At 43.3% G+C, this 16,522-nt stretch carries 12 protein-coding genes; 10 read left to right on the top strand and 2 right to left on the bottom strand.

Annotated features, from left to right (window positions below; all coding sequences use genetic code 11):
- Window positions 1-33 precede the first annotated feature (33 nt).
- Both DXD65_RS15505 and DXD65_RS15500 read left to right on the top strand, forming a co-directional pair.
- Complete coding sequence (locus tag DXD65_RS15505; protein WP_117887782.1) at window positions 34-4,317, top strand: DUF6531 domain-containing protein; 4,284 nt, start codon at window positions 34-36, stop codon at window positions 4,315-4,317.
- Complete coding sequence (locus DXD65_RS15500; RefSeq protein WP_117884342.1) at window positions 4,308-4,973, top strand: hypothetical protein; 666 nt, start codon at window positions 4,308-4,310, stop codon at window positions 4,971-4,973. Before DXD65_RS15505 ends, DXD65_RS15500 begins: the two co-directional genes overlap by 10 nt.
- Window positions 4,974-5,862: 889 nt before the next feature.
- Here DXD65_RS15500 and DXD65_RS21295 read toward each other — a convergent pair.
- On the bottom strand, window positions 5,863-6,054 hold the full coding sequence (locus DXD65_RS21295; RefSeq protein WP_229533167.1) for a hypothetical protein: 192 nt from the start codon (window positions 6,052-6,054) through the stop codon (window positions 5,863-5,865).
- 116 nt (window positions 6,055-6,170) lie between these two features.
- On the opposite strand from DXD65_RS21295, the gene DXD65_RS15485 reads away from it, so the two are divergent.
- From DXD65_RS15485 to DXD65_RS15435, 8 genes are all read left to right on the top strand, one after another.
- The gene (locus DXD65_RS15485) at window positions 6,171-7,208 is read left to right on the top strand and encodes an AAA family ATPase (RefSeq protein ID WP_117678108.1); all 1,038 of its coding nucleotides are present in this window, start codon (window positions 6,171-6,173) and stop codon (window positions 7,206-7,208) included.
- The gene (locus DXD65_RS15480; protein ID WP_117884346.1) at window positions 7,201-7,752 is read left to right on the top strand and encodes an NERD domain-containing protein; all 552 of its coding nucleotides are present in this window, start codon (window positions 7,201-7,203) and stop codon (window positions 7,750-7,752) included. The genes DXD65_RS15485 and DXD65_RS15480 overlap by 8 nt, the downstream gene beginning before the upstream one ends.
- A gap of 319 nt (window positions 7,753-8,071) precedes the next feature.
- The gene (locus DXD65_RS15470) at window positions 8,072-9,052 is read left to right on the top strand and encodes a pseudohemocyanin (protein WP_117884348.1); all 981 of its coding nucleotides are present in this window, start codon (window positions 8,072-8,074) and stop codon (window positions 9,050-9,052) included.
- Window positions 9,053-9,531: 479 nt separating this feature from the next.
- Window positions 9,532-10,152, top strand: coding sequence for a TetR/AcrR family transcriptional regulator (locus DXD65_RS15460; RefSeq protein ID WP_117884351.1), 621 nt, complete (start codon window positions 9,532-9,534; stop codon window positions 10,150-10,152).
- A gap of 5 nt (window positions 10,153-10,157) precedes the next feature.
- On the top strand, window positions 10,158-11,297 hold the full coding sequence (locus DXD65_RS15455; RefSeq protein ID WP_117884353.1) for a StlD/DarB family beta-ketosynthase: 1,140 nt from the start codon (window positions 10,158-10,160) through the stop codon (window positions 11,295-11,297).
- Between the two features lie 239 nt (window positions 11,298-11,536).
- Window positions 11,537-12,061 carry a TetR/AcrR family transcriptional regulator gene (locus DXD65_RS15450; protein ID WP_074783566.1) on the top strand — a complete coding sequence of 175 codons (525 nt, stop codon included), beginning with the start codon at window positions 11,537-11,539 and terminating at the stop codon, window positions 12,059-12,061.
- Window positions 12,062-12,285: 224 nt separating this feature from the next.
- Window positions 12,286-14,607, top strand: coding sequence for a hybrid sensor histidine kinase/response regulator (locus tag DXD65_RS15440; protein ID WP_117884380.1), 2,322 nt, complete (start codon window positions 12,286-12,288; stop codon window positions 14,605-14,607).
- Complete coding sequence (locus DXD65_RS15435) at window positions 14,588-15,907, top strand: sigma-54-dependent transcriptional regulator (RefSeq protein ID WP_005942696.1); 1,320 nt, start codon at window positions 14,588-14,590, stop codon at window positions 15,905-15,907. The genes DXD65_RS15440 and DXD65_RS15435 overlap by 20 nt, the downstream gene beginning before the upstream one ends.
- Window positions 15,908-16,093: 186 nt before the next feature.
- Here DXD65_RS15435 and DXD65_RS15425 read toward each other — a convergent pair whose 3' ends face one another.
- Complete coding sequence (locus DXD65_RS15425; RefSeq protein ID WP_117887781.1) at window positions 16,094-16,441, bottom strand: hypothetical protein; 348 nt, start codon at window positions 16,439-16,441, stop codon at window positions 16,094-16,096.
- Between the last annotated feature and the right edge of the window lie 81 nt (window positions 16,442-16,522).

The raw sequence follows: 16,522 nt of genomic DNA, 5'->3' as shown, positions 1-16,522 counted from the left end.
GTTTTCTTTTTTACATTCTAAAAATTTCTCACCATGTCAGATGTGTTCAAGAATATAGCTGACGCTACCGGCGATAGTAGTGTCAGACGGGGCTTTGCCGACCTTTTTGCAGACTCCAAGGCGGCTTTGGACGAGATTCAGGCTGGTTTGGGCGGAATGCTTCCTTCCATGCCGGGTATGCCTGTCGCCAAGTTCGGCGATCTGTCCATAGGGATAGACATGCATCCTACCGTCACCCCTCCCTCCCCCATCATGCCTGTACCTCACGTGGGTAAGGTGTACGACCTTATGGCGGACATCATGGCAGGCATAGCGGCGGCTATTCCGCCTGTGATCGGCGGAGTGGCGGGAGTGGCATGCAGCATCCTCAAGAGCATGGCCCCGTCGGTAAAGGTACACAACCAGTGGATTGCGCAGGCGGGCATCGGCATTGTGCACCTGCCTGCGTTCGTGCTGCATCCGGCTCCGTTGGTCAGCGGAATGTCCGAGTCGGAAATGTGGATGGGTAGTTCCACAGTCCTGGTGGACGGTGCGCCCTGTTCCACCCTCACACATCCGGCGCTCTCCTGCAATATCGTAGGAGTACCCACAATTCCCCGCAAGGGAAAGCCCAAGAAGGTGAGCAAGGCTTTGCTTGCTCCCACTTCCATGCTCTCTACCATCACATCGGTAGGCAAGCCTGTGCTTGTGGGCGGACCGCCTACCATTGACATATTCGCGTTGGCAATGAAGTTCGGGCTGAAGGGCTTGGGTAAAATGTGGAAGAAGATAGGTGACCAATTCCAGAACCTGATTGACAGACTGAGAAAGAACGGTATGAACAAACTGGCGGACATCCTCCAGCCCATAAAATGCAAGACATTCGGCGAACCGGTGGATGCTGCCACAGGCAGGGTATATCACACCAACGTGGATTTCGAGCTGCCCGGCCCCATCCCTATCGTCTGGGAACGTACCTATTACAGCGACGCCGCCGTGGACGGTCCGTTGGGGTATAATTGGCATCATAGCTACAATCTGGGAATACGGCAATTGGAGGAAGGAGCCTTTCTGTTCCGCCATGCTGACGGACGGGAGTCTTTCCTGCCCGTGCTGAAACCCGGAGATTGCTATTTTGACCGCAAGGAGCAGTTGTCCTGGACGCTCGACACTCGGGGTTATCAGCTTACAGACATCCGGGGACTGCAATACCGCTTTGACGGTCCTGAAAACCGTTTCGGCTACCGCATGGTGTCAGGCATTTCTGCGAAGGATGGGTTCCGGGTCCGCTTCGAATATGCTTCGGGGGGAAGGCTGGCAGGAATCATATCCTCACGGGGAGAATTCCTGAAAGTAGAGACCGACGAGTCGGGACGGGTACTCTGCGTATCCGTAAATCAGGACGGTGAGGAGGTGAAGCTGGTCCGCTACCGTTATGACGACCGGGGCGACATGGTGGAAACCATCGATGCGCTGGATGTCAGCAAGCATTTCGTCTATTCCGGCGGGCACCTGCTGGTACTGCTTACCAACCAAGGGGGTATGTCCTTCCATTGGGAATATGAAGGTAAGGGGGAGAATGCCCGCTGTGTGCATACATGGGGTGATGGAGGCGTGATGGAATATTTCATCCGTTACGGCAAGGGATATACCCATATTCGTAACGGGGAAAGTGCCGAAACCGAATATTATTACGGTGAGGACAAACTCATCTATAAGATAGTGGATGCCAACGGAGGAATTACCCGTCATCAATACAACAGCTTTCAGGAGCTGGAGGTCACGGTCAATCCCGAAGGCTATACCCGTAAGACCGCCTACAACGAGTTCGGCCGGCCGGTGCGGATAACGGACGAAAACGAGGAGGACACCTTCTTGGACTATGACAAAAACCGTAACTTGGTTTCACTCCGCACACCGGGAGGCAAAAGGCTTTCATGGGACTATGATGAACAGGATCGGGTCATCAGCCGTACCACGTTGGGCGGAGAAACAGTGAAATATGCCTACGAGGGAGGCGTGTTGCGAACCATAACGGACGGACAGGGGCGTGTCTATACGCTCACATTCAACGGACGTTACGATTTGGAGCTGCTGCAGTTCCCCAACGGGCTGTTCCGTCGGTGGGAATATGACGGCAGGGGCAGGCTCGTACAGGCGGTGGATGTCAAAGGCAATGCCACCCGTTATGCCTACGACCGGGCGGACAACCTGATACGGCTGGAAGAGCCGGACGGCAATGTGCACCTGTTTGAGTACGATGCCATGGGGAACATGGTACATGCCAAGGACAACATCCGTGAGGTAAAGTTTACCTACGGGGCGTTGGGGGTATTGAAAAGCCGTGAGCAGGACAGGCACTGGATTACGTTCGGCTACAACAGTGAGTTGCAGCTCCGCCGCATCGGCAACGAGGCAGGCGACAACTATTTCTTTGAGCTGGACGGGCTGGGGCAAGTCGTTACGGAAATAGGTTTCGACGGCTTGCGGCGTGAGTACGAGCGCGATGGTGCGGGACGTGTTACCCGTGTGAACCGCCCCGGGGAAAAATGGACGGAATACCTGTACGATGGATTGGACAATATCTTGAAGGAAGAACAGTATGACGGAGAGGTGTCTCTTTACACGTATGACAAGGACGGAATGCTCATCAAGGCGAAGAACAGCGAGAACCTGCTGGAGTTCACCCGCGACAGGAAGACGGGACAGATTATAGAGGAAAAACAGGGAGAATATATCGTCAACCGCACGTACGACAGCGAGGGCAACTGTACCCGCATCACCAGCAGCCTGGGAGCGGACATCCGTCATACGTACGACCGGGAAGGCAACTTGCAGACCATGCAAGCAGGCGAGAGCTGGCAGGCGTCATGGGTACGTGACAATACTGGGCTGGAGGTGCAGCGAAGTTTCTCCGGCGGTGTGACTGTCAGGACGGAACGCGACTGTTTCGGCAGGGAGATACGCAAGTCGGTGCGGTCAGGCGGCATAGAGAAAGGTGCCTACCGCTACCAATGGGGCATCGCCAACCGCCTGCTCTCCAAGGAGAACGAGTTGACGGGTACTGTCACACGGTACGACTACGACCGTTTCGACTTCCTTATCCGGCAGGAGACTATGCAAGGTTCGGAAACGGATGTTATTTACCGTGTGCCGGACTTCGTGGGCAACCTCTTTGAGACACCGGACAGGAAAGACCGCAAGTACGGTGCCGGAGGAAAACTTTTGGAGGACCCGGATTGTTTCTATCATTACGATGACGAGGGGAACCTCGTTTTCCGTGAGTTCAAGCAGTTGCAGGAAACGGGCGTAAAGTTCGACTACAAGCGCATGGAGAAGGAGCGCGGCATCCGCTGTCTGGCTACAGGTACAGGATGGTTCTACGAGTGGACTTCCAACGGGATGCTGAAGAAGGTTATACGCCCGGACGGAAGACCGGTGGAGTTCCGGTATGATGCGTTGGGGCGCCGCACTGCCAAGCGGTATTTCGGAAAGATCACACGCTGGGTGTGGAACGGAAACGTACCTTTACACGAATGGAGCTATAAAGCCATTGGCTTACAATCGGACGAAGAGGAAAACATCCCTCCAAAAGAACCGGTAGAAGATATTACTACCTGGGTGTTCGAGGCAGGTACATTTGTACCTACGGCAAAGATACAGGATGGCAAGCAATATTCCATTGTGTCCGATTATTTGGGTACACCTATACAGATGTATGATGAAAAAGGATACAAAACATGGGAATGTACTTTAGATATATATGGGAAAGTCGTAAATTTTGAAGGATTTTTTTTAAATGATTGCCCTTTCAGGTTTCAAGGACAATATGAGGATAAGGAAACAGGACTGTATTATAATAGATTCAGATACTATTCACCTGAAACTGGTAGTTACTTTTCACAAGATCCCATAAGACTATATAGTTCTAATCCGACATTTTATGGATATATATATGATACCAATATTGGTGTTGATATTTTCGGATTTACAGGAACTTATATGTTTACAGATGGCAAGAAGTGGTATATAGGGAAAGGACCCAAAAGTAGAATGTACCAGTCTATGGATATTAGAGTTGGTGGATACACAAATGTCACAAAAGGACTACATATTGATTATGGTAATAATAATACAGGTCTCATGGTTGAAGCAGCACTTATGAGGCGAAATCAAGCTGTCACAAGCATAGATTTTCTAAACCAAATCAATTCCCCAGGAGAAAAGATGTTAACAGATGCATATCAGAAAAACAGAGCATTATACGATGATATAATGAAAAAAGCAGATGATTTTGAAGCTGAATTTAAACAATTAAAAGGAATAAAATGTCATTAGATAAAAATATACGAGAAAATATTGATGGAAAATATCTAACAATATATGCAGATGATTTTCTAGAAGGTATAGAATTTGCTAGACAAATAAAAATATCTCAAATTCAGTTTGTCAATATGTCCAATGATATATTGATTGACTTTATTAACATAGAAAAACTTTCCGAGTATTTGCAAGTAATATCATTTGTTGGCATTTGGGAAAATATCTCAAATTTAAATTCAATCTATTCTCTAAAAAATATAAAGAAAATATATATCCAACAAAAACAAAAATTTACAATAGACATCTCTAAATTCCCTAATATCATTCATTTGGGATGTGAATATTGGAGGGGAATTTTATTCGAGAATGCCCTTTCTTTGACAAGTCTTGTTTTGGTAAAATTTGCTAACAATAATCTACAACAATTAAAAAAACTAAAGAAGTTAAATGCACTACATATATATTGTTCAAAAATTAAAGAATTAAAAGGGATTGAATATCTACCAATTGAAATATTATATCTTGCAAGAAACAAATATCTAGAAGATATTTTAACTATTGAACAACTACCACAACTAATTAAATTGACAATTGAAAAATGTAGCAATGCGTCAATAGATGCAATTCACTCTAACATTCTAAATAGGATAGATATACAAATAATAAAATGAAAGTTAGAATTTATGAGAAAATAACTCTGTATAATTGAATTCTGCGAATCAAGACGTTGGTACCCATTCCGGTGGATTTATAATCCCATTATGATACGGAATTCTAACACTATCAATAGGAGATGTAAGCCTAATAGGGAGTGGTCTATGTTCAGTAAAAGTTTTCAAACGATAAGGTTTGGAAAACAATCTTTTAAAAAACGCCACTCCTATTTCCGTTTTGGGTGCAAAAAGGATATGTTTTCAAAACAGACAGACCGATTCATTCCTATTCTGTACAAAATAAACATGGGACACGAAATAGATGCGAACTTTATATTAGTTCCTATGTTTGTAATTGCAAAATAGTTTGCTAATAAAATAGCATAAGCCGTGAGTATTATTATATTTGATTTAAAAATCAACAAATATCCAATATTTAAAACTTATGCTAGTACAAAGAAACGAATTAAATTTCTCCATCCCTGCGGATTTATAATCTGCCGGTTATGAGTATTAGGATTGGTAATTCTTAAATTTCCTCTGAAAGTATATGGAGGTAAGCAAGATACCAATCTTTATAAATTTGCGATTGTTTGTTAATTAGTAAAAGGACTTAAAATAGAAAAGGTATAATCAAGCTGTACAAGAACTCTTATCTAAAACATAGCATAATGCAGATAAACAGGATATGAGTTTTTGGACAGCTTTCTATTTCTACTAAAAATACACCAAGACTGTACAAAGCATTACCCCCACATCACTCAACTCATGATCCAAATCAAACCTCAACACATAAAAAACGCCATTATCCACATAACCAAAACACCTGTTCCGCTGAGTAATTCTGAATTTCTTAACGCCTTTCTTCCATAGGTCATCTGAAAAATAACGCTTGATTTTTTTATTCTTAATTATACATTTTGTAATCCAGCCCTTTGTCCGTTGCTATGGCATCCCAATCCAATTCCTCTATTTTTTGGAATGAACCAATAAACTCGTTTCGGTTCTCATCGTCAATAAGGGAAAATCCATGAGTATCATCAATAAGACTGAAATCAAGTTTCCCTCCGCCAATACGGGCTTCCGGTGCTGTCAGCAAATCATTGATAGTTCTAAAACATAAGGCTAATAATCATAACTTTTTTAAAACCGGGTTTGTCGCTTCCGTTTTTTAAATTACCTTTGTAGTTACTTAGTATAAATGAAACATATTCAATGATTAACAGCATATTATTAACTGATTTTACAGGCTTTGCAAATACCCGGTTTGATTTCACCAAAGGGATAAACGTCCTTATTGGCAAGAATGGTACGGGCAAGACGCACGTTCTCAAATGCTTGGCGGCAACTTTGCAGGCACGCCATGACTTCCTCGGCAAGAACTCAGCTTCCAAGGAACAGTTTGAGTATATCTTGGCGGAAGACATGATATTTTATTTCAAGCCGGATGTCATAGGCAACCTGGTCAACAAGGGAGTGCCTTCAGGCAGGGCAAACATTACAGTCACGATAGACGGCAAACTGTTGCAATACAGCTTCTCATCCGCATCCAAAACAACTGTAAAATTAGAAACGGACGAAAAGTGGGACGACCGCCACTTTATCTATATTCCCCCACGTGAGATGTTCTCTTTGTTCGAAGGCTTTATCGGTTTGAGCAGTAAACGTGAAATCTCATTTGACCAAACGTATATCAACCTGGCACACGCGTTGTCACTCCCCATATTGCGTGAGTCGGAAGACAATCCGTTGAAACCGGCCATCGAGTTGCTGGAGCAGGAATTGCAGTTCAAGGTCTTGCAGATGAACGGACGTTTCTATATACAGACAGAAAAAGGGAACATGGAAGCGCACTTGGTAGCCGAAGGACTCCGCAAGCTGGCTTCCATCTTGTACCTCATACTGAATGGGGAAATCAATGCGGACACCATCCTGTTCTGGGACGAGCCCGAAGCCAACCTGAATCCGGCTCTTGTGAAAGTCGTGGCAAAGTTTATCCGCGTGCTTCAGGAATGCGGCTTGCAGATTTTCGTCGCCACTCACGACTACCTGCTTACACATACGCTTTCTCTCTATTCCGAATACAAGGAGCACACGAACATATCCGTCAAGTTCTTCGGCTTGAAAAAAGAAGATAAGGGAATCATGGTAGAGGAAAGCGAAACCTTGGCAGGCATACAGAACAATCCGATATTGGAGGAATATGCGGCATTTTACGATTTGGAACAACAATTCATCAGCAGATATGAGTGATTTTCAGGAAAGCGGTATAAGCTTCAAGTTTAGTTCTCCCCAATGGGCTGTTGTCAAGTATGATGAACATTTGGCACACAAAAAGGTAAGCAATGCCTTGCAACCTACCAAGGCGGTGGACTTCTTGGGCATTCACGATAACAGACAGCTGTTCCTGGTCGAGGTGAAGAATTACAGGGGGCATACGCACGATGCGGAGACTCAGGAGGTTTTTCAGGCAAAAGGCGATGAGTTGATGCGCAGGATTGCAGTCAAAGTCAGGGACACGATTGCTACGGCAACCAATGCGGCACGTTTCTCAACCAACGATGAAGATTTTTTCACCCGGATTAACCGGTTGCTGCTTGACAGGCAGAAAAAGATAGTCGTCATTGCCTGTATAGAACTGGATGTGGCAGATGAAAAAGGACATAAGGTCCGTATGAGTATTTGGATGCAAAAACTAAAGCAAAAGTTGTCTTGGTTACATGCTGCTAAAATTTCCATCAATCCGGTTGAAAATATTTCCGATGTATTGCCGGATACGGAAATCTCGTTCTTATAGTCTCCCGTCGGATTCTGGTATCCTTTGCCACCGTTCTTTTATGCTCCCTTTTTATTGCGGATTGATTGCGTAGCCTGTTTATGTATTGTTTTCTGAAAAATAAATCCTGCATTTTCCTCTTGTTTGAAGGGAAAAAGATATATTTGCAAAAACAGACCCGTTAATCGGTTTGTTGCCGAACGGAAAGTGTTTGCTCGAATGAAAATAGAATATATTATTGAGGTTGCAGTGATTTTCGGCGAAAAACGGAACTCCGGTACGAAACTTGATGCCTACATTTGCACTGTTAACAAAATGTTTCACTTAAAACCAATTGTTTATGGACTATACCCAAAAGATTAAGTTGCTGAACGAACTGATGCTCAATGCAACGCCGCAAAATGTAGATTTCACGCCGCAAAATGGCAATTATTGTGTGACGCTGATAGCTACGCGGCCTGTTCACACTTGGGGATATCAAAAACGTAATTTCAAGATTAAGGGACGGCTGGAAGAAGGCAAGACAATCTCTGCCGACTTGATAGCGGAAAATGAAATGCTTTTTGGAGTGGAAAACCTGCCTTACGTGGCACACGAGGGTGACCGTACCCCTATCTTCAAGATTATTCGTGCTTCCATTTTCTGCGCTTATGCGGGCTTGCAGCTCACGGGCCTGCATCGGGGAATGCGGAAGATTGCCTGGTCAGATTATCCTTTCAAAAAATCGGATAAGGAAGAACAGGCAAAAGCGGAAATCAGATTCATGAAAAGGCTGGCATCGGTAATGACTGTTCCGGATCACTGTATGATAGGACGTTCCGTGGTGACCCATCTCACTTCCACCCGTTTGCGGGATGTTATACTGTACAACAAAGAGTACGAACCATCCTTATATGAAAAGATAAAGGATTCCATCGAATCCTTGTCTCACTTCATTCCGGCAAAAGACCATGCCGACAATGTGGTTCCCGATGTGTTTGTCTCCCAACAGGATTGGGAAAATCCCCGTGACACTTATGGGCATCAGGTCGTCATACTCAACGCCAAAAGCAAAAGGAAAGAGCAGTTCTGGTGGGATTACCTGAAACTCAATATTTTCTTGAGCGATTTGGAGTATTATTTCGGTTACTATATCTTGATGAACCGCTGGCAGATTCCGATGATCCAAAAGTGGATTGCCGAATACCGTGAAAAAGGTCTCTTCGAGTCCCAGCGTGCGAAAGATTATCTTTTGTTCTATTTGAAAGCCGGAGAAAAGACACCGGTTCGTGTTTTAAACTCTCAGGGGGTACAGGTTAATATAAAGATGGTTTCGAGATAAGACAACTGCATATTGTTCCTCATAGGGAAAAGCGAATAATGTACATTTTACCGGTATTTTTTTGCCGATAGGATGCATAATTGGCTTTTCCCTTTGTTTTTGTTGGGGATATTTATACTTTTGCACTCAAAAAAATACCGTCCAGTCGGTATTTTTTTTGAGTGCAATAAATGGAATATGGATGAATTATCGGAATATGGAATGAAAAACACAGGGGAACATCTCTGTTTGAAATTCCACTTTCTGTTTGGGTTCCCCTATGTTAAACAAACCGACTAATCGGCTTATTTGAAAACAAATATAGTGAAAAATAATATATCGCATAGGAAACAAAAGATAAAAAGGTGTTGCAAATCGGTGTGCCGTAAATGCATAAAAGGCTTTGACTCATATAAAAAAGGCATATTTAATAATACTAAAACAAAATGCATATTCTTTTAAAAAGAACTACTTTTGTATGATGCAAAAAAAAGAATATCATGAAAGGAACAAAAGGTTCAGAAACAAAAGCTTTAATAAGGGAGACTGCTTTCAAACAGTTTCTGACAAAAGATTATAGCATGGTCCCCTTAAAAGATATAGAGAAAAGCCTCAATTTGTCGAGAGGATGTATGTCATATCACTATCCTACAAAACAAGAATTGTTTATTGATGTGATAGATCAATATATACTCCGAAAGCAGGATGTTGACAACAAACTGCAAACTTCAAAGGCCATGTCTTTATATGAATTTATAGAACACTATATTGTTAATGTTGAGCGTACTATGAATTATTTAACTCAGTTCATCTTGCCGGAAGCTAAAACTAATGGAACACGAGCATATATGAACTTAATTCTACAAGCTGAAAAATTTTATCCTAATTTCACAAAAGAAACAACAATAATAACACAAAAAGAATTGTTGTTGTGGGAAAGAATATTGAAACAGGCTCAGAATGAGGGAGAAATAAATAAACAATATGATTGCAGGTATCTTGCCAAACAGTTTAAATATCTTTTCTTTGGGCAATCTTATAATGATGCCCTAGAAAACGGATTAAATATACCAGAGCTAAAAAAGCAATTTATATTCATTTATAATTTAATAAAAATATAATTTAAATGCAGAAAGAAGTTTTTATAACAACAACAGCAGTTTACTTCCCCAACTCTCCTATAGGCAATGACCAAATAGAGGAGTATTTGGGCTTAATTTCCGGTTCACACTCTCGTGTCAAAAACATTGTGCTTAGACAGAATGGTATAAAGCAACGCTTCTATGCCATTGATACTAATCAGACTATGACACATACTAATGCAGACTTGGCGGCACAATCTATATATAGTCTGTTGGCGAAACATCCTCTTCCAATGCAGGATTTGGATTTGTTAGCGTGCGCAACTGCTAGTCCGGATCAGATATTACCCTCACACGCCTCTATGGTACATGGCTTGCTAAAAAACAAGCCAATGGAAATATATTCATCAGCCGGTATTTGTTTGTCATGCATTCAAGCATTTAAAATCGCTTATTGGAGTATTTTATCTGGTGAAAAACAGAATGCTGTTTGTAGCTGTTCAGAATTGGCATCAGCTGGCTTGCTATCCAAAAACTATGATTTAGAGTATGAGAAATGCGCTAATCTTGGAATAAAGCCATACATGGCATTGGAGAAAGATTTTCTACGTTTCATGTTGAGTGATGGGGCCAGCGCTGTATTGCTTCAAGACAATCCTGGTAATGAAAAGGCTTTAAAGGTTGAATGGGTGGAAATGACCTCATTTGCGAATGAATTACCAACATGTATGTTTATGGGGGCAGAAAAAACAGAAAATGGAGAATTAAAAAGTTGGAAAGCATTTAATTCTCAAGATTTTGTAGATCGTTCACTCTTTACAGTAAAACAAGATATTAAATTATTGGAACAAAAGGCTGTACCATATTGGGCAAAACATATCAAATATTGTTTAGAGAAACACAAAGTATCACCGGATACGATTTCTTATGTACTGCCTCATGTTTCTTCCATGTTCTTTTATGACAAAATAATAAATGAGTTGAAACAAACGGGAATCGGAATTGATGAGGGCAAATGGTTCACGAATTTGCCAAAGGTCGGCAATATCGCTTCAGCAGCTATATTCGCAATTTTGGATGAGTTCTGGAAGACGCACGAACTTACATCTGGAGAAAAAATATTGCTGCTTGTTCCTGAAAGCGGGCGTTTTTCTTATGGAACTGTATTATTAAGTGTGGTTTAAGTTTGGAAATAAACGATAAATAGCGTATTTTTGCGCAGATAAAAACGACATAGTATAGTATCATATATCATCTTTCAAACGAAAAGTGGAAAATTTCAAAGAGATAAGATGGAATATGACAGCTTGCGCTATATTAAGATATATAGCACAGGTGCGTCAGCTTCATCTCTAGGCATTCCACTGCCACGTTTGGGTTGTTGATTGCATCTGTGCTATTTCTTCTGTAATATAGCTGTAAGATGAACCCGAACTTGAAACAAAGGATTATTAAGGAGGCGTATAGGTTATTCATCGCGAAAGGTATGAAACAAACTTCATTTTGTGATGTGGCGTTTGCCGTGCATAAATCCAAGGGGGCCGTCATTCATTATTTTCCTTCCAAAAGACTGTTGGTGGATGCGGTTGTGAAAATGTGTTTTTTTCCTGCATCCCAACTTCCAACCGAAATAGACTCAGCAGTAGAAAAAAATTGGGATGAGTTTCTAAGGCTGTACCGGAATCCGATAGAACGGGTGATAAACAGTTTTCCTGAACAATTGAATGGTAATGGCTTGATGCATTATATGCAGTTTGTATCTTCCGCCCACGAGTATATGGACGATTTTTCTCAAATGTACCAGGAACTTTTTGCCAAGGAACAGGACTTCCTTTCAAATATGGCTTGCAACCATAAGATGTGTGTAAACGATACTGCGGAATTCAGCAGGCAGATATTGAACACCTCCATCGGTAAGACGTTTTTGGGTATGTTCTTAAAAATGTAATCTCAACGTTTGTATTTCTTTCCTTTTTTTGAGCCACAACATTGGTCTTTAGGCAGATAAGCTGTTAAATATCATTTGCTGAAACAAATTCTCCTTTCATTATTCTTGGAAAAAACTTACCTTTGCAAAACAAACCGACTGGTCGGTTTATTTTGCAAAGGATTTTTAATTGAGTATAACTAATCAGAAAAGGAAGTAGATAATTGAAAAGCTGGAATAAATTGTTGGGACAATCTTTATGTTCGCAACCTCTTCTCGCCCCAATAGCGGTCGGGTACATCACCAAAATTATAATCATAAGCTGTATTGTATACGCCGGTATCCATGAATGGAAAGAGATGAAGGTCCGGGAAGTGGAAGTCCGGGGAATCAACCGTCAGAAACATGACATGAATGATATATATGTGGAAATGCTTAGCCTTTCTTTATTGTGTGAAACCTTCATGGAATGGAACGAGCAGGATTTTCTTACATTCCGCAAACGGAAACAGCATATTGACAGCTTGTTATATGAATTTAACAACAGCAATCCCAACTCCCACATGGACAGTATCCGTACTTTATGGAAAGACAAGGAACTGTATATGCAAAAAATCATATCTCTGGTGCATAAACAGGAAGAGGTCAGTCAGGAAATTGCGGCACAAATTCCGGTTATTGCCAGACAAAGTGAACGGGAAACCAATAAAAAGGGGGGATTGCTGAAGAGGCTGTTCAGAAAACGTGATAAGGCGGATTCCCCCTCCACGGCTTCCATGCTTTATGCACTCAACCAAAAGGTAGTGGGCGAACATCAGGCATATACCCGGGAACTGGCTGAGCAGACGAACTATTTAGCCGGAAAGAACAGAATGTTGAACAAGCAGCTACAGCAGATGATTGTACACATGGACAAGGCGGCAAGAACAGAGCTGAAGAAACGGGAAGATAGGATTGCAAAGGCTGAAAAACAATCATTTGCCGTAGTCATTGGTTTGACGGCATTCATGATACTGTTATTAGTAGGGTCTTATCTGGTTATACACAGGTATATGATACGCATAAACCGCTATAAAAGAAGATTGGAGGATACGGTCCGGCAGTTGAGGCAGACTGTCGTTGAAAACAAGAAGCTGATTGAAGCAAGAAAAAAAATCATGCTGGCGGTGACGCACGATTTACGTTCTCCGCTTGCCACCATCAGCAGCTATGCGGAATTGCTTGCCACGGAGAGGAGGACGTTGAAACGTAAGGAGTATAACCAAAATATACGGCAGGTGGCAGAATATATGGCTTCCATGCTGAATGCCCTGCTGGGATTTTTCCGTTTGGAAAGCGGCAAGGAAAAAGCCAGTCCCGCCCCGTTCAGGTTATGCTCTGTCATGGAGGTATTGGAAACGGATTTCCTGCCGTTGGCGGCAGGAAAGAACTTGTCCTTAAACATGGAAAGTGCCGGGGATGCGGTTGTTGTCGGGGATAAAAAAAGAATAATCCAGATAGGGAGCAACCTGTTGTCAAATGCGATTAAATTTACAGAACAGGGAACGGTGACATTACGTACGCGATTTGAAAAAGGGATATTGGCGCTTACGGTGGAAGATACCGGAACCGGTATGGATGACGAGGAGCAGGCGCGTATTTTTACGGCATTCGAACGGCTTCCCAACGCGATTGCGGAAGAAGGGGTCGGCCTTGGGCTTTCAATAGTCAAAAGCCTGGTCGAGTTGCTGGAAGGCAGGATAGAGCTGACAAGCCGGAAAGGTGTAGGCAGCCGTTTTACTGTCTACTTGCCCTTGCCTGTGGCAGAGGAAAGTGTGAACGGCAACGACAAGGACAGGATTCCCATACAGCCGTTTACGGTTCTGGTATTGGACAATGACACCGTCTTGTTGGCTGCGATCAGGGAAATGTTCGCGCATCATGGAGTCACTTGTACGGTATGTGAGAATACACGTGACTTGATGGAACATGTACGTTGCCAAAGCTATGACCTGTTGATTACGGATTTGAAAATGCCACAGATGAACGGGTTTGAGGTGCTGAAACTCCTGCGCATGGCAAAAGTGGGAAATTCAAGGAGCATTCCGGTCATAGCGGCAACCGCTTCGGGGAGCTGCAAGGCGGAAGACCTGCGTGAGGCGGGGTTTTCGGCTTGTTTGAAAAAACCGTTTTCGGCTGAGGAATTGTTGCAGGTATGCGCAGAATGCTTAGGAAACGAAAGGCAGTTGGAACAAATTGATTTCCATACTCTGTTGGAGCATGGAGACAAAAAGGCGATGCTTGATACCTTGATTGAGGAAACCGCAAAGGATATGGAAGCGGTGGCTGAGAGTGCGGAAAAGAATGATCACGAGGCACTGAAGGAGTGGGTACACCATCTGACATGCTCATGGGAGATTATTCATGCCGGTAAACCGCTACGTGAATTGTTTGCGCTGCTTCAGGGTTCCGGGGAGCTTTCGGTTGAAGAATTGAAACGGACTGTTCAAAAAGTATTGGATAAAGGAAAAGAAATAATTTATTTGGCACAACAGGCAAAGAAAATCTATGAAAGTGATTGTTATTGAGGATAATATCTTGTTCTGTGACTATATCTGTAGTCTTTTGCAAAAGGCGGACTTTAAGACAATGAAGGCACACGGGCTGGCACAGGCAAAAAAAATGATTAGGGGTTCCATCCATGAGGATGATATGGTATTGGCGGATTTAAGGCTGCCGGACGGGGAAAGTACCGCCTTGTTGAAATGGATGAGGGATAACGGGTACATGCATCCGTTCATAATGATGACCAACTATGAGGAGATACATTCTGCCGTCCATGCCATGAAATTAGGTGCGGAGGATTTTATCCTCAAACCACTGGTTGAAGACAAGCTGTTACCCGCCATAAGAAAGATAAAAGCGGCAAACGATACTTTTTCCAAAGTGATTTACGAACGCAGGAGTGCCTCTTTTTGCGAATTGAACCAATATATCCACCTGGTTGCACCAACAGACATGACAGTGTTGATACTGGGGAACACGGGAACCGGAAAAGAACATCTGGCAAATAAGATACACAGGAGGAGTCTCAGAGCCAACAAACCGTATATTAAGGTTGACTGTGGCAGTTTGTCCAAAGATCTGGCCGCTTCCGCCTTTTTCGGCCATGTCAAGGGAGCCTTCACAGGGGCTACCGAGGAAAAGGCGGGGTATTTCCTGGAAGCGCAGGGAGGCACCTTGTTCATGGACGAAGTGGAGAATCTCTCAATAGAGACACAACGGATGTTGTTGCGTGCCATGGAGGAACGGAGCTATCGTCCGGTGGGCGGGAAACAGGACAGGCGGATGGATGTGCGTATCATCGCGGCAACCAACGAGGACTTGTTCCAGGCGGTGGCCGAGAAACGTTTCCGCAAAGACTTGTTGTATCGTTTCCATGACTTTACGATTACCGTACCTGCGCTGCAAAATTGTTTGGAAGACATACTTCCCCTGGCGGATTTTTTCAGGGAACAGTCTTGTGCGGAACTCCGGAAAGAGGTGGTGGGTTTTGACGGACCGGCAAAAGAAATGCTGTTGGGGTATAGCTGGCCGGGAAATGTCAGGCAGTTGAAACAGGTTGTTTATGCGGCGGTATTGATATGCAAAGGAAATTTGATAACTCCCGATTTTTTACGGTTGAAACAGACGGAAACGGATGCTCCGAATTCTGCCAAGAAAAAAAAGATAGACAAATGTTTGCAGAAAGACGAGAAAAGGAACATTGAACAAATCAAGACGGCAATATCCATATCCAAAGGAAACCTGACACAAGCGGCGGCGTTGCTGGGAATAAGCCGCCCCACCCTTTATAAAAAAATGAGCATACATGGTATTAGCAAATAATATGTTAAAAGGACAGGCGGATGGATATTGCCAGAACAGTTTCCCCCTTCATCAAAGGAAAATCGAATTAGTCTTGCCAGCCGCATTTCCTACACTTTTTTCGTGAAAATTTTCCTTGCGGCTTCGCCGTGGAAAATTTTCACGAAAAAGAATGCGGCGGCAATCCAAATTCGATTTGAGAAACGATTACAGGGGCAAACTGCGACCGACGTGACGCATGGATAAAAAATATCGGATATTGAGGAAGGCATATCTCATACCCCACGAAATCCCACATGTACCGTCTGGGGTATAGGTCTCACAAGAATCTTTTCGCAAAAATAAAAGAAGCCATGAGAAGACAGGGGGCTTCAGCTCCCTCCGCTCTGCATGGTTCCGCATTGTTTGTTCCGCCTGCTCCTTCTCCTGCCATACATACCGCTTCTCTTTTTTCTTGTCGCATATTTCTTTTTGCCCGGCTTTCCCCCTGTTCGCCGACATTCCACCCTCATCTGAAAACCACTTTTTCAGACATATGATGACATTTGATGACATCTGATGACACCTTTTTGAAAATCAGCGTTTTATTCAAATTTAGCCTATACATTTGAAGCGTCAAAGCAATTTATTAACCCC

This window comes from Bacteroides sp. 4_1_36, from assembly GCF_003466325.1.
Classification (GTDB): Bacteria; Bacteroidota; Bacteroidia; order Bacteroidales; family Bacteroidaceae; genus Bacteroides; species Bacteroides uniformis.
This window is presented reverse-complemented; position numbering and strand designations above follow the sequence as displayed.

What these genes read in the sequence shown, in the direction of transcription:
- DXD65_RS15505 (WP_117887782.1), top strand. Translation starts at nt 34, where the DNA reads ATGTCAGATGTGTTCAAGAATATAGCTGACGCTACCGGCGATAGTAGT.
- DXD65_RS15500 (WP_117884342.1), top strand. Translation starts at nt 4,308, where the DNA reads ATGTCATTAGATAAAAATATACGAGAAAATATTGATGGAAAATATCTA.
- DXD65_RS15485 (WP_117678108.1), top strand. Translation starts at nt 6,171, where the DNA reads ATGATTAACAGCATATTATTAACTGATTTTACAGGCTTTGCAAATACC.
- DXD65_RS15480 (WP_117884346.1), top strand. Translation starts at nt 7,201, where the DNA reads ATGAGTGATTTTCAGGAAAGCGGTATAAGCTTCAAGTTTAGTTCTCCC.
- DXD65_RS15470 (WP_117884348.1), top strand. Translation starts at nt 8,072, where the DNA reads ATGGACTATACCCAAAAGATTAAGTTGCTGAACGAACTGATGCTCAAT.
- DXD65_RS15460 (WP_117884351.1), top strand. Translation starts at nt 9,532, where the DNA reads ATGAAAGGAACAAAAGGTTCAGAAACAAAAGCTTTAATAAGGGAGACT.
- DXD65_RS15455 (WP_117884353.1), top strand. Translation starts at nt 10,158, where the DNA reads ATGCAGAAAGAAGTTTTTATAACAACAACAGCAGTTTACTTCCCCAAC.
- DXD65_RS15450 (WP_074783566.1), top strand. Translation starts at nt 11,537, where the DNA reads ATGAACCCGAACTTGAAACAAAGGATTATTAAGGAGGCGTATAGGTTA.
- DXD65_RS15435 (WP_005942696.1), top strand. Translation starts at nt 14,588, where the DNA reads ATGAAAGTGATTGTTATTGAGGATAATATCTTGTTCTGTGACTATATC.
- DXD65_RS15425 (WP_117887781.1), bottom strand. Translation starts at nt 16,441, where the DNA reads ATGTCATCAAATGTCATCATATGTCTGAAAAAGTGGTTTTCAGATGAG.